This is a genomic window from Ewingella allii (assembly GCF_044430645.1).
In the GTDB taxonomy this organism is placed as follows: Bacteria; Pseudomonadota; Gammaproteobacteria; order Enterobacterales; family Enterobacteriaceae; genus Ewingella; species Ewingella allii.
This window is the reverse complement of sequence record NZ_JAWUDN010000014.1, coordinates 1-24,530: the sequence shown is the minus strand read 5'-3', so window position 1 is coordinate 24,530 and position 24,530 is coordinate 1. Positions and strand designations below refer to the sequence as shown.

At 54.2% G+C, this 24,530-nt stretch carries 22 protein-coding genes, 2 tRNA genes and 1 pseudogene; 10 read left to right on the top strand and 15 right to left on the bottom strand.

Translation table 11 applies throughout. The features are described 5' to 3' along the window. Positions 1–83 precede the first annotated feature (83 nt). From SBO83_RS20890 to aspA, 6 genes and pseudogenes are all read right to left on the bottom strand, one after another. Positions 84–389, bottom strand: a pseudogene (locus SBO83_RS20890) (LD-carboxypeptidase); the annotation flags it as partial. A gap of 439 nt (positions 390–828) precedes the next feature. Next, positions 829–904 (bottom strand) — tRNA-Phe (locus SBO83_RS20885). A gap of 127 nt (positions 905–1,031) precedes the next feature. After that, on the bottom strand, positions 1,032–1,607 hold the full coding sequence (gene dicD / locus SBO83_RS20880; RefSeq protein WP_353500622.1) for a division control transcriptional repressor DicD: 576 nt from the start codon (positions 1,605–1,607) through the stop codon (positions 1,032–1,034). Between the two features lie 43 nt (positions 1,608–1,650). Then, on the bottom strand, positions 1,651–3,387 hold the full coding sequence (locus SBO83_RS20875; RefSeq protein WP_396132794.1) for a protein-disulfide reductase DsbD: 1,737 nt from the start codon (positions 3,385–3,387) through the stop codon (positions 1,651–1,653). Positions 3,388–3,590: 203 nt separating this feature from the next. Further along, positions 3,591–4,892, bottom strand: coding sequence for an anaerobic C4-dicarboxylate transporter family protein (locus SBO83_RS20870; protein ID WP_396132793.1), 1,302 nt, complete (start codon positions 4,890–4,892; stop codon positions 3,591–3,593). A gap of 134 nt (positions 4,893–5,026) precedes the next feature. Continuing rightward, the gene (gene aspA / locus SBO83_RS20865) at positions 5,027–6,463 is read right to left on the bottom strand and encodes an aspartate ammonia-lyase (protein WP_034795090.1); all 1,437 of its coding nucleotides are present in this window, start codon (positions 6,461–6,463) and stop codon (positions 5,027–5,029) included. A gap of 375 nt (positions 6,464–6,838) precedes the next feature. Between aspA and SBO83_RS20860 the strand changes: the two genes are divergently transcribed. From SBO83_RS20860 to SBO83_RS20845, 4 genes are all read left to right on the top strand, one after another. Then, positions 6,839–7,330, top strand: a complete 492-nt coding sequence (locus SBO83_RS20860) for an FxsA family protein (RefSeq protein WP_034795093.1) — start codon at positions 6,839–6,841, stop codon at positions 7,328–7,330. 232 nt (positions 7,331–7,562) lie between these two features. Continuing rightward, on the top strand, positions 7,563–7,856 hold the full coding sequence (locus tag SBO83_RS20855; protein WP_009636718.1) for a co-chaperone GroES: 294 nt from the start codon (positions 7,563–7,565) through the stop codon (positions 7,854–7,856). Positions 7,857–7,905: 49 nt separating this feature from the next. Then, positions 7,906–9,552: a chaperonin GroEL gene (gene groL, locus SBO83_RS20850; protein ID WP_353500625.1), complete on the top strand. Its 1,647-nt coding sequence runs from the start codon at positions 7,906–7,908 to the stop codon at positions 9,550–9,552. A 278-nt stretch (positions 9,553–9,830) separates the two neighbouring features. Then, positions 9,831–10,175, top strand: a complete 345-nt coding sequence (locus tag SBO83_RS20845; protein WP_353500626.1) for a DUF4156 domain-containing protein — start codon at positions 9,831–9,833, stop codon at positions 10,173–10,175. Between the two features lie 102 nt (positions 10,176–10,277). On the opposite strand, the gene epmB is transcribed toward SBO83_RS20845, so the two are convergent. Next, entirely contained in the window at positions 10,278–11,306 is a 1,029-nt protein-coding gene (gene epmB, locus SBO83_RS20840) for an EF-P beta-lysylation protein EpmB (RefSeq protein WP_353500627.1), read from the bottom strand. A gap of 38 nt (positions 11,307–11,344) precedes the next feature. Between epmB and efp the strand changes: the two genes are divergently transcribed. From efp to SBO83_RS20825, 3 genes are all read left to right on the top strand, one after another. Then, entirely contained in the window at positions 11,345–11,911 is a 567-nt protein-coding gene (gene efp / locus SBO83_RS20835) for an elongation factor P (protein WP_034795106.1), read from the top strand. A gap of 93 nt (positions 11,912–12,004) precedes the next feature. After that, positions 12,005–12,133: an entericidin A/B family lipoprotein gene (locus tag SBO83_RS20830; RefSeq protein WP_034795109.1), complete on the top strand. Its 129-nt coding sequence runs from the start codon at positions 12,005–12,007 to the stop codon at positions 12,131–12,133. A gap of 138 nt (positions 12,134–12,271) precedes the next feature. After that, positions 12,272–12,406, top strand: coding sequence for an entericidin A/B family lipoprotein (locus SBO83_RS20825; RefSeq protein ID WP_353500628.1), 135 nt, complete (start codon positions 12,272–12,274; stop codon positions 12,404–12,406). Positions 12,407–12,475: 69 nt separating this feature from the next. Here the strand turns inward: SBO83_RS20825 and blc are convergent, their stop codons facing one another. The 5 genes from blc to frdA all read right to left on the bottom strand — a co-directional run bounded on the left by blc (position 12,476) and on the right by frdA (position 16,432). Next, complete coding sequence (gene blc, locus SBO83_RS20820) at positions 12,476–13,000, bottom strand: outer membrane lipoprotein Blc (RefSeq protein WP_353500629.1); 525 nt, start codon at positions 12,998–13,000, stop codon at positions 12,476–12,478. A gap of 117 nt (positions 13,001–13,117) precedes the next feature. Then, the gene (frdD, locus tag SBO83_RS20815) at positions 13,118–13,477 is read right to left on the bottom strand and encodes a fumarate reductase subunit FrdD (protein ID WP_396132800.1); all 360 of its coding nucleotides are present in this window, start codon (positions 13,475–13,477) and stop codon (positions 13,118–13,120) included. A 12-nt stretch (positions 13,478–13,489) separates the two neighbouring features. Further along, positions 13,490–13,894 carry a fumarate reductase subunit FrdC gene (gene frdC, locus SBO83_RS20810; protein ID WP_396132792.1) on the bottom strand — a complete coding sequence of 135 codons (405 nt, stop codon included), beginning with the start codon at positions 13,892–13,894 and terminating at the stop codon, positions 13,490–13,492. 11 nt (positions 13,895–13,905) lie between these two features. Beyond that, on the bottom strand, positions 13,906–14,640 hold the full coding sequence (locus tag SBO83_RS20805) for a succinate dehydrogenase/fumarate reductase iron-sulfur subunit (RefSeq protein ID WP_396132791.1): 735 nt from the start codon (positions 14,638–14,640) through the stop codon (positions 13,906–13,908). Next, complete coding sequence (frdA, locus tag SBO83_RS20800) at positions 14,633–16,432, bottom strand: fumarate reductase (quinol) flavoprotein subunit (RefSeq protein WP_396132790.1); 1,800 nt, start codon at positions 16,430–16,432, stop codon at positions 14,633–14,635. The genes SBO83_RS20805 and frdA overlap by 8 nt, the downstream gene beginning before the upstream one ends. Before the next feature lie 292 nt (positions 16,433–16,724). On the opposite strand from frdA, the gene epmA reads away from it, so the two are divergent. Further along, on the top strand, positions 16,725–17,702 hold the full coding sequence (epmA, locus tag SBO83_RS20795) for an elongation factor P--(R)-beta-lysine ligase (protein WP_353500634.1): 978 nt from the start codon (positions 16,725–16,727) through the stop codon (positions 17,700–17,702). A 78-nt stretch (positions 17,703–17,780) separates the two neighbouring features. Here the strand turns inward: epmA and mscM are convergent, their stop codons facing one another. From mscM to rsgA, 3 genes are all read right to left on the bottom strand, one after another. After that, positions 17,781–21,143, bottom strand: a complete 3,363-nt coding sequence (gene mscM / locus SBO83_RS20790; protein WP_396132789.1) for a miniconductance mechanosensitive channel MscM — start codon at positions 21,141–21,143, stop codon at positions 17,781–17,783. Between the two features lie 36 nt (positions 21,144–21,179). Next, complete coding sequence (gene asd, locus SBO83_RS20785; RefSeq protein WP_396132788.1) at positions 21,180–22,208, bottom strand: archaetidylserine decarboxylase; 1,029 nt, start codon at positions 22,206–22,208, stop codon at positions 21,180–21,182. Positions 22,209–22,473: 265 nt separating this feature from the next. Next, positions 22,474–23,511 (bottom strand): small ribosomal subunit biogenesis GTPase RsgA, encoded by a 1,038-nt coding sequence (gene rsgA / locus SBO83_RS20780; protein WP_396132787.1) that lies wholly within the window; start codon positions 23,509–23,511, stop codon positions 22,474–22,476. Positions 23,512–23,680: 169 nt separating this feature from the next. On the opposite strand from rsgA, the gene orn reads away from it, so the two are divergent. Further along, positions 23,681–24,226 carry an oligoribonuclease gene (orn, locus tag SBO83_RS20775; protein ID WP_034795138.1) on the top strand — a complete coding sequence of 182 codons (546 nt, stop codon included), beginning with the start codon at positions 23,681–23,683 and terminating at the stop codon, positions 24,224–24,226. A 227-nt stretch (positions 24,227–24,453) separates the two neighbouring features. Continuing rightward, positions 24,454–24,529 (top strand) — tRNA-Gly (locus SBO83_RS20770). Position 24,530 lies beyond the last annotated feature (1 nt).

Here is a 24,530-nt window from a genome sequence, read left to right as displayed (position 1 = left end):
ATGAGGATAAGTGATGATATGCAGAACAAGCCCCTGCGTGCGATGAAGAGGCTTTAATTCTTAAATTAACATTGGCCGGGTATTTAGGATAAATAATGACTGGTGATGGAAACCAATGAGTGGTCAAAATCGATGCAGAGCGTTGCGCCGAGGGGCAGGGTGAGCATTGGATGAGTGTGGCAGCAGTCGAAACCGTCCACGATAGGTATGGGCTGCCCGGCCAGCACTTCGCGCAAAACCTCATAAGGTTGACGGCCACTGCCTGCATCATCAAACAGCTCGTGCTTGCCCAAGAGAATGGCGCTCACCTTCTCAAAAATGCCGTTCAGCTTGAGCATAGCGAATGAGCGCTCGACGGTAGCGATGTCTTTCAGGCTGTCTTCGATAAATGAATTCGAAGAGGACAATGTAGCAATATCGGGATTGGCTGGATAGTTGGGGAAGGGGGGCACGAAACCTAGAAAGCAAAAAACCAGCTATTAAGCTGGTTTCTTTAAATAGGGTGCCCGGACTCGGACCGCGGTGCGTCAGCACCGATGAACAGCGCTTGCGCTGGCCCCGAAGGGGTGAGTCTCAGCATGAGACGAATAATCGAACGAAGTTCGATGGAGAGTCCAGATGCCAGAAAGCAAAAAACCAGCTGTTAAGCTGGTTTCTTTAAATATGGTGCCCGGACTCGGACCGCGGTGCGTCAGCACCGATGAACAGCGCTTGCGCTGGCCCCGAAGGGGTGAGTCTCAGCATGAGACGAATAATCGAACGAAGTTCGATGGAGAGTCCAGATGCCAGAAAGCAAAAAACCAGCTGTTAAGCTGGTTTCTTTAAATATGGTGCCCGGACTCGGAATCGAACCAAGGACACGGGGATTTTCAATCCCCTGCTCTACCGACTGAGCTATCCGGGCAACGGGGCGCATTAAACCGTATTGGCCGGTGGGCGTCAACGGCTTTATGCGAGAAACATCATAAAAACGGTTTGTTTGCTGGCTTTTCAGTCAAAAAAGAGTGCAGCAAGCCCTTTTCTGGGGCTATTTAAGCCAGAGCCCCATGTTCCCGACAGCGCGCCACGTTCAATACATCTTCTGCTAAACGACGCGCCACTGCGACGTCGTGCAGCTGGCGTTTAACCAGCAGCTTGCTCAGGCAGCCTTCGAGGATCAGCTCCATCTGCTCGGCAACCATCTGCGCATCGTCAGACCCCATCTCCTGTAATAGCTCGAAGGTGTAGTCGTAAGAAGCCTGTTTCTGTTTTTCAGCCAGCTGGTGGATAGGGGATTCGTTATCAGGATAGAAGCTGCATGCGGCGATAAATAAGCAGCCCGGATAGCGATTTTGCCGCACCTGCTCGTCGAGAACTTGGTAGCGTGCCAGCAATTTTTGCGGCGCGCTGAGAGTTTCATCCAGCAGTAACTGGCGACGCCAAATATCAATCTGCTCGCCGTGGTGGCGCAGGCTGTCGTACAGCAGCGCCTCGGCATCCGGCCAGAAACGGCGCAGATCGCTAAGTGGAATGCTAACCAATTCGGCAACGGATTCCAGTGACAGTGTGGCTAAACCGCGCTGTTCCAAAAGATTAAGTGTTTGGTCAAGGACCTGTTCACGTAGCACGTTTGCCTCCTCACAATTCGCGTAATTCAAAACCTAGTGTCGTTTAAGGCTGCGTTTTCTGCAAATGGCCGACGAACTGGTTTGCATTCATAAAGCCGGTCACCCGCGACTGCGGTAACTCTTTGCCATCCGCGCCAAAGAACAGAATGGTGGGCAGACCTAGCACCTGCAGCCGTTTGAGCAGCGCCACCTGCTGCGGGTTATTCTGCGTCACATCGGCTTGCAGTAACACCGTGTCTTTCAGCTCGTTTTGCACCTCTGGCGAGGTAAAGGTGTATTTCTCAAACTCTTTGCAAGCCACGCACCAGTCGGCGTACAAATCCAACATCACTCTTTTGCCCTGAGCCTGCTGCAACGCGGCATTCAGCTCATCCACATTATTGATTTTGTGGAATGCCAGCGCGTGTTGCTGCTCCGCGCTGCCACCCTGAGTAGGAAACGCCCAGTCTTGCAGAGGTCGGCCCGCCACCAGTAGGGCCGCCAGCAGCAGCAACTGTAAGACGCGCACTAGCCCGCGTTGACTCTTCAGGCTGATAATGAGCGCCCAGCCGAAGAAGGCAACTCCCAGCATACTCCACAATCTTAGCCCCCACGCATCGCCGATGATTCTCTCTAGCAAGAACACCGGCAGGGCGAGGATCACAAAGCCAAAACCTTCTTTAACATACTGCATCCACGGGCCGCTGCGCGGCAGCAGGCGATTACCAAACAGGGTCACGATAATCAGCGGGATACCCATGCCCAAGGCATAAAGATAGAGCGTTCCGGCACCGGCCCACAGGTTTCCACTCTGGGCGATATACAGCAGGATGGCGCTCAGCGGCGCGGTGGTGCACGGCGAGCAGATAAGCCCGGCCAGCGCGCCCATAATAAAGACGCCTGCCAGCGAGCCGCCTTTTTGGTCATTGCTCCACAGGGTGAGACGAGTCTGCACCGAAGAAGGCAGTTGCAGGCTGAACAGGCCAAACATCGACAGGGCCAGCAGGATAAAGGCGGCAGACAGCACAATCAGCACCCATGGGCTTTGCAGCGCGGCCTGGAACTGAAGCCCGGCGGCGGCGACCACCATACCGAGCAAGGTATAGGTCAGCGCCATGCCTTGCACATAAACCAGCGCCAGCAGGAAGATGCGTTTAATGCTTTGCGGGCGCTGGCGGCCAAGAATAATGCCGGAAATCAGTGGGTACATCGGCAGCACGCAAGGGGTAAAGGCGATGCCAATGCCAATCAGCAAGGCCCAAAGAGGCGAGAAGGGCAGCGGCGTGGCCTGTGGCGCTGGCGCGGCTTCAATCGGCTTCTCTGGTGTTGGCGGTGGCGTCGCGGCGTCAGCAGCCTGCCCGCTGACTTCGCTCAGTGGAATAATGCGGGTTTCTGGCGGATAGCAGAAGCCCGCCACCGCGCAGCCCTGATAGCTGACTTTCAGGGATGCCTGACCACTCGCCTGACGCAGCGGCACGCTAAGATTCAGCTGCTTTTCATAGACTTGGGTATCACCAAAGAACTCGTCGTGATGCTCCAGCCCCTTCGGCAAGATAAAGGCCGCCAGCTGGGCCTGATCGCCGACTAACTCGATTTTATCGCGATAGAGATAGTAGCCATCGCGGATCGTCCAGTTGAGCTTGAGGTTGGGACCCTGCTGCTGAAAGTCGAAGTCGAATGCCTGATCCACCGGCACGAACTGCGGGTTCGCAGGCTGGCTGAACAGGGAGGCCTGGGCGTGCAGCGGCAGTAAGAACAGGCTACCAATCAGGAGGAAAAGGCGAAAAATGCGGTGATCCATGCGGATTATCTTTCTCTTCATCACGGTCAGCATTGACCGCTGGTTAAATCGCAAGAGGGCGCGAGTCGCTTCATGCCACGGCGCGTTAATAGACGCTGATTATAGCCCGCACAAAGGGTGAGCAGAAAGCCTTGGAGTGTCAGGGTTTGTCAGAGTGGCGCGGGGAGGGCGAGAACAGGGGCCGAAGCCCCTGTGAAAAACTGTTAGAGAATGATGCTGCCGAGGCCAAACCCGAAAAGTACCGACAGGAAAACGCCGATGGTGCCGGGGATGAAGAACGGGTGGTTGAAGACGAAGCGGCCGATGCGCGTGGTGCCGGTGTCGTCCATTTGCACCGCCGCGACCAGCGTCGGGTAGGTTGGCAGAATGAACAGGCCGGAGACGGCGGCAAAAGAGGCCACGGCGGTCAGCGGGGTGACATTCAACGCTAGCGCCAGCGGCATCAAGGCTTTAGCGGTCGCCGCCTGTGAGTAGAGCAGTGCCGAGCAGAAGAAGAAAATCACCGCCAACAGCCACGGATGTGACTGAATCAGCTCGCCGGCAGTCTCTTTAATCCAACCCAGATTGGCCTGCACGAAGGTGTCGCCCAACCAAGCTACGCCGAGGATACAGATACAGGCACTCATGCCCGCCTTGAAGGTACCGGAGGTAAGGATGGAGTCGGTGTTAATGCGGCAAATCAGGGTAGTCAGGGTGGCGACGCTCAACATGATAATAAGGATCGCGCTGGTGGTATTCATCAGCGGTTTCTCAACCCAGCCGAGGCTCGGGCTGTTGACCACCGCGTAGCCCACCACGCTGAAGACGCCGAGCAAGAACAGCAGCACGGAGAGTTTTGCGCGCGGCTTGATGGTTTTGCGGTGGTTGCCCCGCAGCTCTACCAGCCCTTCTTCATAACGCTTGAGGTAAACCGGGTCATCAGACAGCTTCGAGTTGAACAACCAGCCAATCAGCAGCGACATCACAATCACCGCCGCGAAAGTGGAGGGGATCATCACCATCAACAGGTGCAGATAGCTGACGCCGTGGCCTTCCATCACTGAAGACATATACACCACCGCCGCCGAAATCGGCGAGGCCGTGATGCCAATCTGCGCGGAAACTACCGCCGTGGAGAGAGGGCGGCAAGGCTTAATTCCCTGCTCTTTTGCCACTTCGGCAATCACCGGCAGCGCGGAGAGCGAGATGTTGCCGGTACCGGCCAACAGGGTGAGGAAATAGGTGACGATAGGGGCGAGCAGGGTGATGTGCTTTGGGTTGCGGCGCAGCAGTTTTTCGGTTTGCTGCACCAGATAGTCCATCCCGCCAGCTACCTGCATGGTGGAGATCGCGGCGATCACCGCCATGATGATGGAGATAACGTCAAAAGGGATGCTGCCGGGTTTAACGCCGCAGAGGGCCAGCGCCAGCACGCCAATTCCTCCTGCAAACCCAATGCCTATCCCCCCTAGCCGCGCGCCCAAAAATATCGCCGCCAGCACAATAATGAGTTCGATGATTAACATGTTTGACCGTCCGTTGTTCCCAACTAAATAGAAATAAAATGAAAATGAGATGTTGTGTAATTGTTGTTATGCACAAAGTAAAAAGGCTCGTTGTTCGTGAGAACAACGAGCCTTAAGGCTAAAGATTATCTCTGTTACTGTTCGTTTTCATCCGTATACCGTTTGGCTTTGTAGGCCGGGTGCATCAGGTTCTCAATAGAGAAGATGTCGTCCAGTTCAGCCTCTGTTAGCAGCCCGCGTTCCAATACGACTTCGCGCACGCTCTTACCGGTTTCGGCACAAATCTTCCCGACAATATCGCCATTGTGGTGGCCGATGAACGGGTTGAGATAAGTCACGATACCGATAGAGTTGAAGACGTAAAACTCGCAAACCTCTTTGTTCGCTGTAATGCCGTTGATGCATTTTTCCAGCAGATTGTAGCAGGCATTGGTCAGAATATGGATGGATTCGAACATCGCCTGGCCAATCACTGGCTCCATCACGTTCAACTGCAACTGGCCTGCTTCGGCAGCCATGGTCACGCACACATCGTTACCTATAACTTTGAAGCACACCTGATTGACCACTTCTGGGATCACCGGGTTAACTTTGGCTGGCATGATTGAAGAACCGGCCTGCAATTCAGGCAGGTTGATTTCGTTCAGGCCAGCGCGCGGGCCGGAAGAGAGCAGGCGCAGGTCGTTACAGATTTTAGAAAGCTTAACCGCCAGACGTTTCAGCGAGCTGTGCACCATCACGTAAGCGCCGCAGTCGGAGGTTGCTTCAATCAGGTCTTCTGCCGGGATGCAAGGCAGGTTACTGACTTCAGCCAGTTTCTCCACCGCCAGCTGTTGATAGCCTTCAGGAGTGTTCAGGCGAGTACCGATAGCCGTGGCGCCAAGGTTCACTTCCAGCAGCAATTCGCCGGTGCGCAGCAGGTTGCGGGTCTCTTCTTTTAACAGCACGTTGAACGCGTGGAACTCTTGACCGAGGGTCATCGGCACGGCGTCTTGCAGCTGAGTACGGCCCATCTTGATGATGTTTTCGAATTCTTTGGCTTTACGCTCGAAGCCGTCACCGAGTTGGTCGATGGCGTCAATCAGTTTGAGCAGAGAAGCATACACGGCCAGACGGAAGCCGGTAGGATAGGCGTCATTGGTGGACTGACACTTATTCAGGTGATCGTTTGGATTGAGGTACTGGTAGTCACCTTTCTGGTGGCCCATCAGTTCCAGCCCAATGTTAGCCAGCACTTCGTTGGTGTTCATATTGACCGAGGTCCCCGCGCCGCCCTGGAAGACGTCAATCGGGAACTGATCCATGCACTTGCCTTTATTCAGCACTTCATCACAAGCCTGAATAATGACGTCGGCGATATGGCGTGGGATCGTGTGCAGCTCTTTATTTGCAAGCGCGGCTGCTTTCTTCACCATGACCATGCCCCGGACGAACTCCGGCACATCGCTGATTTTTGTGTTGCTGATATAGAAGTTTTCAATCGCCCGCAGGGTGTGAATTCCATAATAAGCCTCAGCTGGAACTTCGCGAGTACCCAGCAGATCTTCCTCGATACGAATCGTATTTGACATGAGAACCTTCTTTTTGGTGCTTGAACACGTTATGCGATGTTTGAAATTATGTTACTAACAGAGGGAAATTAAAAACGATCAACCGCTGTTTGTAGTACGAAGGCGATCATATGCTGCTCTTGGCGAATTGCACGCACTAAGATCACTCTCCTGCACTGTTACGAAGCATCTATTTCTGTATCTGTGAGAACTCTCACAAATCATTCCTCTGCTCAATTAAATCTGTCGCGAAGGTTGAAAAAAGGCTGCTCCGCTACCACCTCAGTGTAGACAGCCCGAGGCGGAACGATCATTTAGTTCGCTCTCGGGCCCATTTTTATGGTTTCGGCATGTTGCCTTCAGGGCCAGCCGGAGCCTCATTACAAGGAGAATGCGGTGCGCTGGTTACCGTTACTGTTGTTATTTCTGTTGGCTTACATCGAAATAACCTTATTTATCAAAGTGGCTGCCTTTATTGGCGTGGCCATGACGCTGTTGCTGGTGGTCTTCACCTCCTGTGTGGGTGTCTCTCTGGTGAAAAATCAGGGCATGAAAACCTTCATGCAGTTGCAGCAAAAATTGGCGCTGGGCGAAAGCCCGGCGGCGGAGATGGTCAAGAGCGTGTCGCTGGTATTGGCAGGTTTCTTGCTGCTGGTTCCGGGCTTCTTCACGGATTTCCTCGGCCTGCTGCTGTTACTGCCGCCGGTGCAGAAATCCCTGACGCTGAAACTAATGCCGCATCTTAATATTGTGCGCTCTGGCGGAAACTGGGGTAAGAGCCAGCCGACCGGGAACACCTTCGAGGGCGAGTTCAAACGCACCGACGAGCAGACTGAACGTCTTGTTTCACCAGAAAAAGATGACGACATCGATGGGCGCGGCCGCTAATATCCGCGCCCTCGGATGTTAAATTATTGTTGTGAAAGGGGATGAAGTGCCGCCAGCGAGGCGCACTTTTCTGGCAAAGAAAACTGACAAAGAAAACGCGATTTTTTTTGCTTTTCCCCTTGAAGGGCGGCGTAACGCCCCCATTAAACAAACCACGAGGCCGGACAGATGTCTGTCAGGCATTCAACCCTAAATAAATATAGTTATGGACCCGCTCACAGGAGAGTTATCAATGAAAATTCGTCCATTGCATGACCGCGTTATCGTCAAGCGTAAAGAAGTAGAATCTAAATCCGCTGGCGGCATCGTTCTGACTGGCTCCGCTGCTGGTAAATCTACCCGCGGTGAAATCCTGGCCGTCGGTCATGGTCGCATCCTGGAAAATGGTGAAGTGAAAGCGCTGGACGTTAAAGTTGGCGACATCGTTATTTTCAACGACGGTTACGGCGTTAAAGCTGAGAAGATCGACAACGAAGAAGTGTTGATCATGTCCGAAAGCGACATTCTGGCAATCGTAGAAGCCTAATCGGTCTCTACCACTTTTTCTGAACTGAACGAATTTAAGGTAAATAACAATGGCAGCTAAAGACGTAAAATTCGGTAACGACGCACGTGTAAAAATGCTTCGTGGCGTAAACATCCTTGCCGATGCAGTTAAAGTTACCCTGGGCCCTAAAGGCCGTAACGTAGTTTTGGACAAATCTTTCGGCGCACCAACCATCACTAAAGATGGCGTGTCAGTAGCTCGTGAAATCGAACTGGAAGACAAGTTCGAAAACATGGGTGCGCAAATGGTGAAAGAAGTTGCGTCCAAAGCTAACGATGCAGCGGGTGACGGTACCACTACCGCAACCGTTCTGGCGCAATCCATCATCACTGAAGGCCTGAAAGCTGTTGCTGCTGGCATGAACCCGATGGACCTGAAACGTGGTATCGACAAAGCTGTCGTTGCCGCAGTTGAAGAATTGAAAAAACTGTCTGTGCCATGTGCTGATTCTAAAGCCATCGCTCAGGTAGGTACTATCTCCGCTAACTCCGACGAAACCGTAGGTAAATTGATCGCTGAAGCGATGGAAAAAGTCGGTAAAGAAGGCGTGATCACCGTTGAAGAAGGTACCGGCCTGCAAGACGAGCTGGACGTTGTTGAAGGTATGCAATTCGACCGCGGTTACCTGTCTCCATACTTCATCAACAAGCCAGAAACCGGTTCTGTTGAACTTGAAAGCCCATTCATCCTGCTGGCTGACAAGAAAATCTCTAACATCCGTGAAATGCTACCAGTGCTGGAAGCCGTTGCTAAAGCCGGTAAACCACTGCTGATCATTGCTGAAGACGTTGAAGGCGAAGCCCTGGCGACTCTGGTAGTGAACACCATGCGCGGTATCGTGAAAGTGGCTGCGGTTAAAGCACCAGGCTTCGGCGACCGTCGTAAAGCTATGCTGCAAGACATCGCAACCCTGACTGGCGGTACTGTTATCTCTGAAGAGATCGGCCTGGAGCTGGAAAAAGCCACGCTGGAAGACATGGGTCAGGCTAAGCGTGTTGTTATCAACAAAGACACCACCATCATCATCGACGGTGTTGGCGAAGAGGCTACTATTCAGGGCCGTGTTTCTCAGATCCGTCAGCAGATCGAAGAAGCGACCTCTGACTACGACCGTGAAAAACTGCAAGAGCGTGTGGCTAAACTGGCTGGCGGCGTAGCCGTTCTGAAAGTTGGCGCAGCGACTGAAGTTGAAATGAAAGAGAAGAAAGCCCGCGTTGAAGATGCCCTGCACGCGACCCGTGCTGCGGTAGAAGAAGGCGTGGTTGCTGGTGGTGGTGTTGCGCTGATCCGCGTTGCTCACACTCTGGCAGACCTGAAAGGCGACAACGACGACCAGAACGTGGGTATCCGCGTTGCTCTGCGCGCGATGGAAGCTCCACTGCGTCAGATCGTGGTTAACGCCGGCGAAGAAGCTTCTGTTATCGCTAACAAGGTTAAAGCAGGCGAAGGCAGCTTCGGCTACAACGCTTACACCGAACAGTACGGCGACATGATCGCGATGGGTATCCTGGACCCAACTAAAGTGACCCGTTCTGCTCTGCAGTTCGCCTCTTCAGTTGCTGGCCTGATGATCACCACCGAGTGCATGATCACCGACCTGCCTAAAGACGACAAAGTCGATATGGGCGGCGCTGGCGGCATGGGTGGTATGGGCGGCATGGGCGGCATGATGTAATCATCCCCCGGCGTTCATTCGCTGCATATGCAGGTTGCGTAAGCAATTTGTGTGTTAAAGAGACCCGGTCCTTGGTGGCCGGGTTTTTTTATTTGACCCTTTTTTCTTCGTTTCAGTAAGATAACTCTCATCGTCTCCTGAGTTTAGCGTGTAAACTCTACACTATCTCTGTCTCAGGTAACGCGTTGAAGCTTGCGCAAACGTGGCAACGGATGCCTAAGAGAACACGGCGTTCTCTGATAGGCTTTATGAGATTTCAATATCAAATGGGGAAAGTGATGCGGATTAAAATGTTACTGGGCCTGTCAGCTGCCATGCTGCTCGCCGGCTGCAGTACCACTCATCAACTGGATGCAGCGGGCCAGCAAGTTAAGTTTACTGATAGCAAACCGGGTAAAGAATGCCAATTAATTGGCGATGTTACCGGTACGCAGAGCAACTGGTTATCAGGAAGCGGCGGTGACGGTAGCTCAATGCGCGGTGCTGCGAATGATCTGCGTAACAAAGCTGCTGCTATGGGTGGTAACACTATTTATGGCGCGAACAGCCCAACCCAAAGTTTCGTCTCCAGCTTCGTTCCTGTGGACAGCAAAATGGTCGGTCAGGTTTATAAGTGCCCATAACGGGTCACCCCTTTCCTGATAACGACATTGAATAGAAATTGCATAAAAAGGGATGCCTATGATGGGCATCCCTTTTTGATTGAGCAGGTCTGTCAGAAGAAATCAGGACTGTTTGAGGCGTAGGTCTAAGATGGTTTTGCTCGGCTCACCGCCAATTTCGCGGGTCAGCTTCGGCACCATATAGCCCGATACCTTGCTCATCAGCCCTTTCATGATGACGCGTGCTTCATCGTCATCCACCATGAAATGCGCCGCGCCCTGAACCTTATCCAGCACGTGGATGTAGTAGGGCATGATGCCGCTGTCGAACAGCGCGTTGCTCAACGCCGCCAGCGTATCAGCGCAATCATTGACGCCACGCAGCAGCACGCTTTGGTTAAGCAGGGTCACGCCGGCTTTTTTCAGCTCGGCAATGCCAGCGCGGAACTCGTCATCAATCTCATTAGCGTGATTGATGTGCGTCACCATCAGCACTTGCAGGCGCGATTCGCTCAGGCGCTGGCACAATCTTGGCGTGATGCGCGCAGGGATAACCACCGGCAAACGAGTGTGAATTCGCAGGCGTTTAATGTGGCCAATGGCTTCCAGTTCTGTGATCAACCAGTCAAGTTCGTGATCTTTTGCCATCAAAGGATCACCACCCGAGAAAATAATTTCATCGAGTTCAGGGTGTGAGCGGATATAATCCAGCGCCTGAACCCAGTTGGCTTTATTTCCCTGGTTTTCCTGATAAGGAAAATGGCGGCGGAAGCAGTAGCGGCAATTCACCGCGCAACCGCCTTTCACCAGCAATAGCGCGCGGTTACTGTACTTGTGCAATAGCCCTGGGACGACACTACGTTGTTCATCCAGAGGGTCCGTGGTGAAGCCCGGCGCGGCGATAAACTCTTCGCGCGCGGTCAGTACCTGCAGCAGTAAAGGATCGTGCGGATCGCCCGGTTGCATGCGTGCAACAAAGGCGCGCGGAACGCGTAGCGGGAACAAACGACGGGCTTCATGCCCTGTTTGCAGTTCTGCATTATTGTTAAGTGCCAGAAGAGTAAGCAGTTCATCCGGGTCTGTAATAACATCGCCGAGTTGATGCAACCAATCTTCTCTAAATGGCGCGTTTAGGGTTACAATGTTTGCCATTTTTTTGGCTAATACCAGTTTAAAATTAGAGGGCCATTATGGCGACTTATTCTAGCAACGATTTCCGTCCGGGTCTTAAAATCATGTTCGAAAGCGAACCATACGCGATCGAATCCAGTGAATTCGTAAAACCAGGCAAGGGCCAGGCTTTCGCACGCGTTAAAATGCGTCGCCTGCTGACCGGTTCTCGTGTTGAGAAAACCTTCAAATCTACCGACTCTTGCGAAGGTGCAGACGTTGTAGATACCAACATGACTTACCTGTACAACGACGGTGAGTTCTTCCACTTCATGCACCCTGAGACTTTCGAGCAGCACGGTGTTGAAGAGAAAACCGTTGCTGACGCGGCAAAATGGCTGCAAGACAACGCGGAATGTATCGTGACTCTGTGGGACGGTCGTCCTATCGCCGTTCAGCCACCGAACTTCATTGAAGCTGAAATCACTGATACTGACCCAGGTCTGAAAGGTGATACTGCGGGTACCGGCGGTAAGCCTGCGACCCTGAGCACTGGCGCCGTAGTTAAGGTTCCACTCTTCGTACAGATTGGCGAAGTTGTCCGCGTTGACACCCGCTCTGGCGAATACGTCTCCCGCGTTAAGTAAGTCGATAGCGACATAACGTTGGCGAAAGCTGCGGCAGGCTAACCCCTGCCGTGACTTTCTTTGCATCACTTGCCTCATTGGATTACGGCTGCAATGTTGAAAAGAATATTGTTTATCGTGGTTTCGGTCATGGCGCTTGGCCTGTTGGCGGGCTGTAATACCGTGCATGGTTTTGGTGAAGATATTCAACATCTGGGTGGCGCTATCTCTCGACACACCTAAAGCTTGCGCGCAGGCTTGTGGCTTTTTAGCCTTAAGTTTCAATCTTTCCGAAAATTTCCCCGCATAATCCCGCATTGTTATTTTTTAACTACACTTAAGTGGTCGTACTTTACATTCTCTTATAGGAAGGAAATTTATATGCTGAAGAAAAGTATTCTCACCCTTTTGTCTGTTTTGGTTCTCTCCAGTGCTCTGACGGCCTGTAACACCACTCGTGGGGTAGGCGAAGATATCTCTGCTGGCGGCCAGGCTATCCAAAAAAGCACGCAGTAACCTCGCGTAGCGCTTCCTAATGCAGTTTGCTGATACTGCCTGCATCTCATGAGCAGGCAGTATTCTCTCTTAAGGCTGATTCACCCAAACAAGCTGGTGCGTGTCAAAGCCATATTCCTGCGCGGTATTGAGCAGTTTCTCCCTGACGCCATCACTCAGCTGCGGCGTGCGTGACAAGATCCACAGATAGCTCTTATTCGGGCCGCAGACCAGCGCGTACTGGTAATCTTTATCCAGCTCAATCACGTTGTAACCGCCATAGAACGGGCCGAAGAAGGAGACTTTAAGCGCCGCGCGCGAGGTTGGCCCGGTGAAATAGCCTTTGCCTTCACTCTGCTGCCACTTCTGCTTTTTAATGTTATAGCCGCGATTAATTACCTTCACGCCGCCATCGTCACGCAGACTGTAGTTCGCCGTGACCTGCTCCAAACCACTTTCAAAACTGTGGTCCAGCCGGGCAATTTCGTACCAGGTCCCCAAATAACGCGTTAACTCGAAATTGTTGACCACTTTGACGTCAGCGGGCGGCGTCACGCTACAGGCAACCGACATGACTGCCGTTGCTAACACGCTCAATTTTGACCAGATTTTCATAAACCTACTTTCCTTAGATGCCTGTGCTAAGTGTAGGTAGAAATGCGAGAAAGGGATAATGCTTCGAGAGGATAAACGGCCCGAAAGGCGGGCCGTGAAGAGGAAAACCTATTAAGATCAGAGTCGAATCAGCACGATCAGCGTCACAATGCTCAGAATGGTCGCCAGACCGTAAAAAATCCATTTCCCGGCAGGGATGTGAATTTTTAGATCATGCATCGCGTGGTGGATCCTATGCAAACCGCACCACAGCGGCAGAACGATCATCAGCAGCAGGAACAGACGGCCGATCCAGCTTTGCGCGAAGGCGAGCACGCGCGGATAGCTCAGCGCGTCGCCGGGGAAAAAGCCTAAAGGCAGCAGGAAGCAAACCAATAGGATCATCACCGGCGCAAAAATCGCGCTCCACATACCGCCCGCGCCGAACAGCCCCCAAAAGACCGGCTCGTCAGAACGTTTTGGCAGAGTTTTATTCATCATCTCCTCCCATTAATAAAGTAGCGCGAGGGTCAAAATCACCACTGTCGCGATGCCGGTGATAGCCCAAAAAGCCCCAATAATCGGCTCTGGTCCCATCTTCTGGTTTTTGACGATAATAATTGACGCCTTGGGCGCTAATTCGAACCAGGTTTTGGTGTGCAAAAGCGCCGCGAGCAGGGCAATCAGGTTAATCAGCAGTACCACCGGATGTTGCAGGAAAGCCACATAGGTCGCCCAGCTCTCTGCGCCGTGCTTCAATGAGAAAACCCCCGCCAGCAGCAGCAGGCTAAACCAAACGGCAGGCACCGCCGTTCCTTCGCGCAACATGTAGAAACGGTAAAACCCGGATTTATGCCACCAGTTAGCTTTCATCTCTGGCGTGTAAGGCTTTCTTTTACTTGGCGTATTCAGCATATTTTGTTCCCTCATTGCGGTCTGAGCCTCGCAATCATGAAGTCTTTCGAGCTTTCCACTTTGCCCTGTTGGATAGCCGCGGCGGGGTCGACATGTTTCGGGCAGACTTCCGAGCAATAGCCGACAAAGGTACAGCTCCAGACGCCGTTTTGGCCGTTGAGCTGCGGCATTCGCTGCGCCTTACCGTGGTCGCGATTGTCCAGATTGTAGCGATGCGCCAGCGTGATCGCCGCCGGGCCGATGAACTCAGGGTTGAGGCCAAACTGCGGGCAGGCGGCATAGCACAGGCCACAGTTGATGCAGCCGGAGAACTGGTGATATTTCTCCATCTGGGCCGGCGTTTGGTTGCCCGGACCTTGGTTGGCGTCACGCGAGTTGCCGATGATATAGGGCTTGATGGCTTCCAGACTTTCGATGAAATGAGTCATGTCGACCACCAAATCGCGCTCGATCGGGAAGTTGCCCAAGGCGGCAATTTGCATGCCTTCCGGGTATTCGCGCAGGAAGGTTTTACAGGCCAGCTTGGGCACCCGATTGACCATCATGCCGCACGAGCCGCAGATAGCCATGCGGCACGACCAGCGATAGGAGAGGTCGGCTGCAAGGTGATCTTTAATGTAGCCGAGGGCATCCAGCAGCGAGGTGGTTTCATCGAAAGGCACGTCATAAATCAACGGATGCGGCGCGTTGTCGGTTTCCGGGTTATAACGCATGATCTCAACCTTGCGGCTTTTCATTTCAGCCATGGGATTGCTCCTTATCTTTTTTATCCTGAGCGTCTGACTCACCGCCGTAAACGCGCTTGGCCGGTGGCAGCGTGGTGATTTTCACATCGCCGTACTCGAGACGCGGCGCGGCGTCCGGCTGATAAAAGGCCAGCGTGTGTTTGAGGAAGTTCTCGTCATCACGCTGCGTGCAGCCTTCGTCAAGGCGCTGGTGCGCGCCGCGGGACTCTTTGCGGTGGAAAGCCGAGTGCGCCATGCATTCCGCCACGTCCAAGCCATAGCCCAGCTCCAGCGTGTAGAGCAGGTCTGTGTTGAACACGCTTGAGGTGTCTTTGATTTTTATCCGTTTGTAGCGCTGTTTTAACTCGGCCAGCTTATCGATGGTTTTCTGCATTAATTCCGGCGTGCGGTAGATGCCGCAGCCTTCTTCCATCGACATGCCCATTTCGTCGCGGATTGTCGCCCAGCTTTCATCGCCTTCCTGCGCCATCAGCGCCTGTAGGCGTTTTTCGATGTCAGCCACCTGTGCATCCAGCGCGGCGCTGTTGGCGATAGAAACGGACTCCGTGGCGCGCAGCGCAGCTTGTTCCCCCGCCATGCGGCCAAATACCACCAGTTCCGCCAGAGAGTTAGAGCCGAGGCGATTGGCGCCGTGCAGGCCAACCGACGAGCATTCGCCGACGGCAAACAGCCCTTTGATGCGGGTTTCGCACTGGGCGTTGGTTTCAATGCCGCCCATGGTGTAGTGCGCGGTCGGGCGAACCGGGATGGGTTCGTTGATCGGGTCGACGCCGACATAGGCTTTGGCTAATTCACAGATAAACGGCAGGCGTTCGCGCAGTTTTTTCTCACCCAGATGGCGCAGGTCGAGATAAACCACGTCACCGCGCGGCGTGGACTCGGTTCTTCCTGCTCGCCATTCATGCCAGAAGGCCTGAGACACCTTGTCGCGCGGGCCGAGTTCCATATATTTGTTCTTCGGCTCGCCGAGTGGCGTTTCCGGCCCCATACCGTAGTCCTGCAAGTAGCGGTAGCCCTCTTTGTTGATAAGAATGCCGCCTTCGCCGCGACAGCCTTCGGTCATCAAAATGCCGGAGCCGGGCAGGCCGGTCGGGTGATACTGCACAAACTCCATGTCGCGTAGCGGGATGCCGTGGTGCAGCGCCATGCCCATGCCGTCGCCAGTCACAATGCCGCCGTTGGTGTTATAGCGGTATACGCGGCCGGCTCCGCCGGTGGCCATCACCACCGCGTTGGCGCGAATTTGCACCTTTTGGCCTTCCATCATATTGATAGCGACCACGCCGTGTACCCGGCCGTCGTCGACCAGGATGTCGAGGACGAAATGTTCGTCGAAGCGTTTGATTTGTGGATATTTGAGGGAGGTTTGGAACAGAGTGTGGAGGATATGGAAACCGGTTTTATCAGCAGCGAACCAGGTGCGTTCTATTTTCATTCCGCCGAAGCGCCGCACGTTGATGGAGCCATCGTCTTTGCGACTCCACGGGCAGCCCCAAATTTCGAGCTGGGCCATCTCCTCTGGGCATTGGTGGACGAAATGGTCAACGACGTCTTGCTCACACAGCCAGTCACCCCCGGAAACGGTATCCTGAAAGTGATAGGCAAAGCTGTCATGATCCTGAGTTACGGCGGCGGAGCCCCCTTCGGCAGCCACTGTGTGGCTTCGCATTGGATAAACTTTCGATATCAGCGCAATGTTGAGGCTGGGATTGGCTTCTGCTGCAGCTATGGCCGCGCGTAAACCCGCGCCACCTGCACCTACTATTACAATGTCGGCGTTAAAGGTTTGCACTGCATTCCTCCACTATCATCATGTGTCAGGCGTCTTAGCCTGTTGAAAAGCCAACATTTATGATGGCCTTGTTGACTCTGATGGCATGCAGGCTCTGGCTCAGAGCTATATATTCTTATTATTTGTGTGGGTTTAATTATACCTAAAGAGGAGTAGCTGAAATTTGATGTGAACGCTGATTTTTGGCTTTCTATAACTTCTGTTGCTGTTTTATGACACAGAATGAGATATTTGTTTGCCTCTGTGTATACGGGTAGACTGCACCCCCTTTTGAACTTCGGAGTTAAGCACCATGAGCGAAACAGCAAGCTGGCAACCCAGTGCTCCTATCGCCAATTTGTTGAAGCGCGCGGCAATCATTGCCGAGATTCGACGTTTTTTCGCTGATCGTGGCGTATTAGAAGTAGAAACCCCGGCGATGAGCCAGGCGACGGTCACGGATATTCATCTGGTGCCTTTCGAGACGCGCTTTGTTGGCCCTGGCGCGGCCGATGGCATGACGCTCTATCTGATGACCAGCCCGGAATATCACATGAAGCGCCTGCTGGCGGCGGGCAGTGGCCCGATCTATCAGATGGGCAAAAGCTTCCGCAACGAGGAAGCCGGGCGTCATCATAACCCCGAGTTCACCATGCTGGAGTGGTATCGCCCGCGCTATGACATGTATCGCCTGATGAACGAGGTTGATGACCTGTTGCAGCAGGTGCTGGACTGCGAGTCGGCTGAGACACTCTCCTATCAGCAGGCTTTCACCCGCCATTTGGACGTCGACCCGCTGTCGGCCGACAAGGCCCAACTGCGTGAAGCGGCGGCGAAACTGGATTTATCCAATATTGCGGATACCGAAGAAGACCGCGATACCTTGCTGCAACTGCTGTTCACCATGGGCGTGGAGCCGCACATTGGCCGCGATAAGCCGACTTTTGTGTATCACTTCCCGGCGACGCAGGCCTCTCTGGCAGAGATCAGCACGGAAGATCACCGCGTAGCCGAGCGTTTTGAGGTTTATTACAAAGGCGTGGAGTTGGCGAACGGTTTCCGCGAGTTGACTGACGGACGCGAGCAGCAGCAACGATTCGAGCAGGATAATCGCAAGCGCGCGGCCCGTGGCCTGCCGGTGCAGCCTATCGACCATAATCTGTTGGGCGCGTTGCAGCACGGCATGCCAGAGTGCTCTGGCGTGGCGCTGGGGGTTGACCGTTTGATCATGATTGCACTTGGCGCGGATAGCCTGAGTGAAATTTTGGCCTTCCCGGTGATGAGAGCCTAAAAGGCGCAGCTTCCGGATAGGCAATAAAAAAGGCCAGCAATGCAGATTGCTGGCCTTTTTCGTGGCATCAAGACGGGCTTATAAATCGCCCGGCGAGCGTGAACTGTTGCTGGTCATCGAGTTGCCGCTCGAGGTGGTGAAAGTGGCATTACTGCCATTTTGCGCCCGACGCAGCGTCTCCATCCGCACCTGGAAAGGTGGGAATGGCAGGATGATGCCGTGCTCGTGGAAGCCAGCGAGAATCAGCTGGTGGATCTCATGGCGCAGCGGCATACGGTGGGCCATTTCAGCGGCGTGCATACGCAGCTCGAAAATCTGAATCCCCTGTTGCAAATCAACCAGATAGACTTCCGGCGCTGGGTTATCCAGCACCAGCTGGCAGCGATGCGCAGCGTTGAGCAAGATCTCAGTGACTTCCGCACTGTTGGCTTCCGCCGGTGCCGGAACGGTTAACACTACGCGGGTAACAGAGTCTGATAGCGACCAGTTGATGAACTGCTCGGTGATAAAGGCTTTGTTAGGAACGATAATCTCTTTGCGGTCCCAGTCCGCGATGGTGGTCGCGCGAGTGTTGATCTTAGTGATGCTGCCCGTCAGGTTACGGATGGTGACGGTGTCGCCGATGCGGATCGGTTTCTCAAACAAGATGATCAGGCCTGAGATAAAGTTGGCGAAGATCTCTTGTAAACCAAAGCCCAAACCCACACCCAGCGCGGCGATCAGCCACTGGAGCTTGGCCCACTCGATCCCTAGCAGGGAGAAGGCGCTGACGCCGCCGATGATCAGCAGCACGTACTTAGTGATGGTCAGGATGGCATAGCCGGTGCCCGGCGTGAGATCCAAGTGTTGCAGCAGCGCCAGCTCCAGCAGCGCCGGTAAGTTACGCACCAACTGGGTGGTGATGATCAGCACCAGAATGGCGATCAGCACTGCGCCGAGGGTGATCGGCTGCATGCTCTCAACCCCTTGCACCACCGAGGAGACTTGCCACAGGTGGATGTTTTCCAGGAAGGAGAACGCCGAGTGGATTTCCGACCAGAGGAAGATCACCAGCACAAAGGCAATCATGGTCAGGATCGAACGCACCAGACGCAGCGACTGGGCGCTGATCGCATCCAGATCCACCACCGGCTCTTCGATCTCAATCGCCCCTTCATTGCTCGACTGCTGCGACTCTTCTTCACCACGGGCGCGCTGGCTTAGCATCTCAGCGCGGCGCTGCTTGGCGCGTTCAAAGGCGATGCGTCGGCGCTGGATAAGCATCCAGCGGCGGATAATATGGTAAATCACCAGCAGCACGAACCAGATAGCCACCGAGGTTTCAAGCCTTGCCAGCAGCGCCTGCGCCGTCGTCAGATAGCCCAGCAGCGAGAACAGGGCGGCAAGCAGCGGCGCGCCCAGCAGCATCCACCACAGGGCATTGTTCACGGCATTTTCGCCATTGCCTTTCTTGTCCAGATACAGCGGAATGCCGGCGCGTTTCAGGCTATGGGTCACCAGATAGAGGGCCAGACAGAGCAGGACGAAGCACAGCCGCCCAAGGGTGTTGGAAAACTCGCGGTCGTTAAGATTGGTGAAGGTTATCTGCGCCATGATCAGCGGCACGATGAGCCAGATGGACATCATGTAATAACGCATGGCCCGCGAAACAGCGCGCTGAGACCAGCCAAAGTGAGTAATGAACAAGCCCTGCGGGTGCGCCAAGGCGGCACTGATCATAAAGGCCCACAGAATCGGCAGGGTGGCGGTCACGCCGTCGCCAATCGCCACCGCGATGGGGTAGGGCCAGGCGCTTTGCAGGCCAAAACCCAGCGCCGCCCACAGCACCGGCAGCGGCAGGGCGACCAGAATCGACCAGAAGACGGTACGCAGCGTCAGCGAGAACTGGTCTTGCGTCACCTTGCCCACGCGGCTGCTGGCGCGCTCAAGGAACGCGTAGTAGTGGCGGCGCGAGCTGATACTAACAATAACCAGAATCAGCGCCGCGAACAGTGGGATCAGCGTCTCGCGGCTGGTCACCATCATCATAAAGGCGCTGCTCAGCTGGGAGAGGGTATCCAGTGACAGCAGGCGGGTCAGGTCGTGCGCCAGCTGAATCGGATAGGCAAAGGTAATTGGGCTGACATCGGCGACCCAGAACAAATAGCGGTGCGCGGCTTCGTGGATATCATTTAGGGCTTCGACCAACTGGCCGTTTGCCACTTTCAGCTTGGTCAGCTCAAGGATTTGCGAATCACAGCCGGATAGCAGGGAGTTGAGCAGGTCACGCTGGGTGCGCAGCTGGGCATCCAGAATCTTTTGCTGGGCCGAGGTCAGCTTAGAGCCGTCATCCTGTAGTGCCTGACTGAAGCTGGACTGCTTGTCTAACAGGTCTTCGTAATGCAGACGTTGAACGCGCAGCTCGGCCATATCGCGGTCGAGTTGCTGAGGTTTTGGCATTTCAGGCAGCTTGGCGACCTGCGCGCGCAGCGTTTCCCCCAGCAAATTCGACGCCCCAAGCCACTGGGCCTGTTCGCGAATGGTGCTGAGTGCCTGACGCACCTGTAGCGTCTGCGTCGCCGCCTGGCGCTGCTGGGACGAAATTAGGTCCATACGCTGAGCTTGCTGGTTGAGCGCCAGCGACAGCTCGCGGTTGGCCTGCAATTGCTTAGTGACGGAAGAAGGCAGCTCGCCACTCTGCTCGGCCAGCTGTTCGGTTTTCTCCAGTGCCTGCTCGGCTTCGCGCTGGCGCTGGCTGTTGAGATTATTGCGCAGGGTTTGCAGCTGCTGGTCGAGGCGGTCATGGCGCTTTTTATATAAATCGGCGCGCATTCTCGACAGCTCTTGGCGGTTATTGGCCGAGAGCTGGGCCAGTTCTAACTCGTCCACTTTGGCTTTGCGCGCCGCTGATTCGGCTTGCAGGGCGCTAAGCTGTGCCTGAGCCAGCGACGAAGAGTTGCCGTCGCTGGTCGTGGATTGCAGACGCTGTTCAATGTCGGCCAGCGCGTTGCGGGCTTCAGATTGCTGCTGGGGAATTTGGCTTAATGAGTCGCTGATGTCCCGCGAGCGATCCTGCTCCTGCCTTAGCTGGCGCGCTTCTTCCAAAAGCTGGCTACTGACCTGCAAAATCTGCTGGTCGAGCTGTGCCGCCGTCATATCGCTGTCGACGGGCAGGGGAGAATCACCCTGAGCCTGCAAATCCTGGCGCAGGCTCTGAGTTAATTTAGGGAAATCATCGATCACTTTCTGATATTGGTTGGCGCGACCCGTGGAGGCCCGCGCTTCGCTCAACCAGTTAAGGGCATTCTGTAACGCTTCAACAACCTGCGCCTGATTGGCCATTTCCTTATTGGATTCGGCCTGCTTCAGATCTTGTTTGAGCTGATCTTCCGTCGGCGCTGCGCTAGACATTAACGGCAGGGCCAGCAATAAACTCATCAGTAACGCAGGTATCAGGCGCACTCGATATTTCCTTTTAAAATGGGGCTGAGAACGGTGTTAGATCTCTTCCGGCGGCGTGGCTGGCTTGGTGACACCGGCCTGAGCCATACCCGCTGGTTGAGGTTCTTCACTTTCTGCTACCACTTCTTGGGTCACTTCTTTTTCAACTACGGCTTCAACCATCACGTCGGCGACCGGCTCTGGCTGAGCGGCCGCTGTCAGACGCACGCCTTCGGCAAATGCGCCGCCCATGCGGGTCACGGTGCCATTGCTGAGCTGTGGCACGAAGGTGATCTTGCCCGGCGCAAACAGGTTGATCACGGTTGAACCCAGCTTGAAACGGCCCATTTCTTGGCCTTTTTCCAGCGTGATCGCCCCTTCTTCGCCCGTCGCTGGGTAAGTCCAGCGCTTGATGATGCCTTCGCGCGGAGGCGTCACGCAGCCAGCCCACACGGTTTCAATGCTGCCGACAATGGTGGCGCCGACCAGAATCTGCACCATTGGGCCGAATTCAGTATCAAACAGGCAAATCACACGTTCGTTACGTGCAAACAAGTTTGGCACATTGGCGGCGGTGAGGGGGTTTACGGAGAACAAGTCGCCCGGCACGTAAATCATTTCACGCAGGGTGCCGTCGCACGGCATATGCACGCGGTGATAGTCGCGCGGGGCCAGATAGATGGTGGCGAAATGGCCATCTTTGAACTGCTCGGCCAGCTGGTAATTGCCTGCTAGCAGAGCTTCCAGAGAGTAGAAATGGCCTTTGGCTTGGAACAGTTTGCCGTCAGTAATGGCACCCAACTGGCTAACCGCGCCGTCGGCTGGCAGTGCCAGCATATCCAAACCACTGACGACCGGGCGCGCGCCGTCACGCAGCGGGCGAACAAAGAATTCGTTGAAGGTGGCATAGGATTTAAGGTCTGGGTTCTGGGCTTCTTTCATGTCTACTTTGTAGAAACGTGCGAAGCCCTTGATAACCCAATGAGTCAGGGTTGCAGCGCGTTTTTCTGCGCCCCAGCCAGCAAGACGGGTCAGCCCTTGTTTCGGAAGTAAGTATTGAAGTTTGATTTTGATACTGTCCAGCACGGGGAACCTCTTGGGGTGTTGTCATCGCGCCGATTCATTCGGCACGCAAAAAAATAGGCAGGTTGCTCAAGGTGAGCGGAGTCCGCCAGAGAGCCATAAGCCGCTAATCACGACGATGCGGCAAAGTGCCGCATCAAGTCATGGCGATAACATGTTGATGATGCGACATGTTGATGGCGCGGATTGTAACTAGGGTAAATCATGTCTTCAACACGGCAAGAAGCCGCCAGACACTCAATAGGTTGTTAATTCAACCCGTTACCCATCACAAGTCATCGAAGTTTTTACGCGTTTTTACGTCAGCCATACTTTCCAGAATACGGTGGTAGTTGTCGAAACGCTCTTCGGCAATTTCACCCTTGTCTACGGCGTCGCGAATCGCACAGCCTGGATCGCTGCCGTGTTTGCAGTCGCGGAACTTGCAGTGGCCGATATAAGGGCGGAATTCCACAAAGCCTTGGGTGATCTGCTCTGGGGCCAGATGCCACAGACCAAATTCACGCACGCCCGGGGAGTCGATAACGTCTCCGCCTTTCTGGAAGTGGTACAGGCGCGCCGCGGTAGTGGTGTGCTGACCAAGGCCTGAGTTATCAGACACTTCGTTAACCAGAATCTGTTTCTCTTCTGGCGGAAGCAGCGCGTTGAGCAGGCTGGATTTACCTACGCCCGACTGACCGGCAAAGATGCTGATTCGGTCGGTCAGGGCCGTTTCGAAGGCTGGCATGCCTTCACCCGTTTGGCTGGACACTTCAAGCACGCGGTAGTTAATCCGACGATAGATATCCATCATGCTCTGAACAAATTTACGACCTTCATCATCAAGCAGGTCAATTTTATTCAGCACAATCAATGGCTCAACTTCCACCGTTTCACAGGCGACCAGATAACGGTCGATAATGTTTAACGACAGCTCCGGCAGAATGGCGGAGACGATCACAATCTGATCGATGTTGGCGGCAATAGGTTTTACGCCGTCGTAGAAATCAGGACGGGTTAGCACCGAAGTGCGTTCATGCACGGCTTCGACGATGCCTTTAACACTGGTATTCTCGCCAGCGCGCCATACGACGCGGTCGCCAGTTACCAGAGAACGAATGGTACGGCGGATATTGCAGCGATGTTGGCTGCCGTCGGCCGCTTCAACGTCCGCATGCATCCCGAAACGGCTGATCACCACGCCGTCTTGCGGTTCGCCATGCAGGGAGTCGTCCAGCTCTTTCCGTTTGTCGGTCTGATTCAGACGACGCTGGTGGTTAGTCTGTACGCGACGTTGTTGCCCTTTAGACAGTTTTGACTTAGTCACTGCGCCTCACTTGACTGGCTTTAATCGCTCGTTGCGACCAAAACGTCTATGATACCAGCTATTTTGTATTTATTAACCGTTGCTGGCCGGCGGTTACTCGAGGCGTCTCTCATAAACTTCTGATTGTTGGTGTAACAGCACCCGCGTCAGGCAGGTAACAGGAAATAACATGGCAGGAAATGACAGCAACTTAATCTGGATCGATCTGGAAATGACCGGACTTGACCCTGAACGCGATCGCATCATTGAGATAGCAACGCTGGTCACTGACGCGAACCTGAACATTTTGGCCGAAGGTCCCGTCATGGCGGTTCACCAGTCAGATGCCCAACTGGCGCTGATGGACGAGTGGAATGTGCGCACCCACACCGGCAGCGGCCTGGTTGAGCGCGTGAAAGCCAGTACTTTTGATGATAACGCCGCGCAGTTGAAGACCATTGAATTCTTGCGCCAGTGGGTGCCAGAGGGTAAATCGCCAATTTGTGGCAACAGCGTGGCGCAGGACAGACGCTTCCTGTTCAAATACATGCCTGAACTGGAGTCCTACTTCCACTATCGCTATCTGGATGTCAGCACGTTGAAAGAGCTGGCTCGTCGCTGGAAGCCGGAGATTCTGAGCGGATTTAAAAAGCAAAATACCCATCAGGCGCTGGATGACATCCGTGAGTCGGTGGCTGAGTTAGCCTATTACCGCGAGCACTTCATCCAGAATTAAGATTGTCTGGCTCAGCGGCGCAAATTATTTTTACTTTCGGATTAACAGAGCATTGCGAGAGTATGGAGAGAATATTGCGCCGTTTTGCCGATTAAATCGCCGGTTTGTTGGTTTAATCGGCACTTAAACAAAAAACGCGATTTTTTGCTTTCAGGGGCTTGCGAGGGAAAGGATTTCTCGTATAATGCGCACCCCGTACCGATGAAGAATTTCGTTGAGTGCGCAGAGCGGGAATAGCTCAGTTGGTAGAGCACGACCTTGCCAAGGTCGGGGTCGCGAGTTCGAGTCTCGTTTCCCGCTCCAA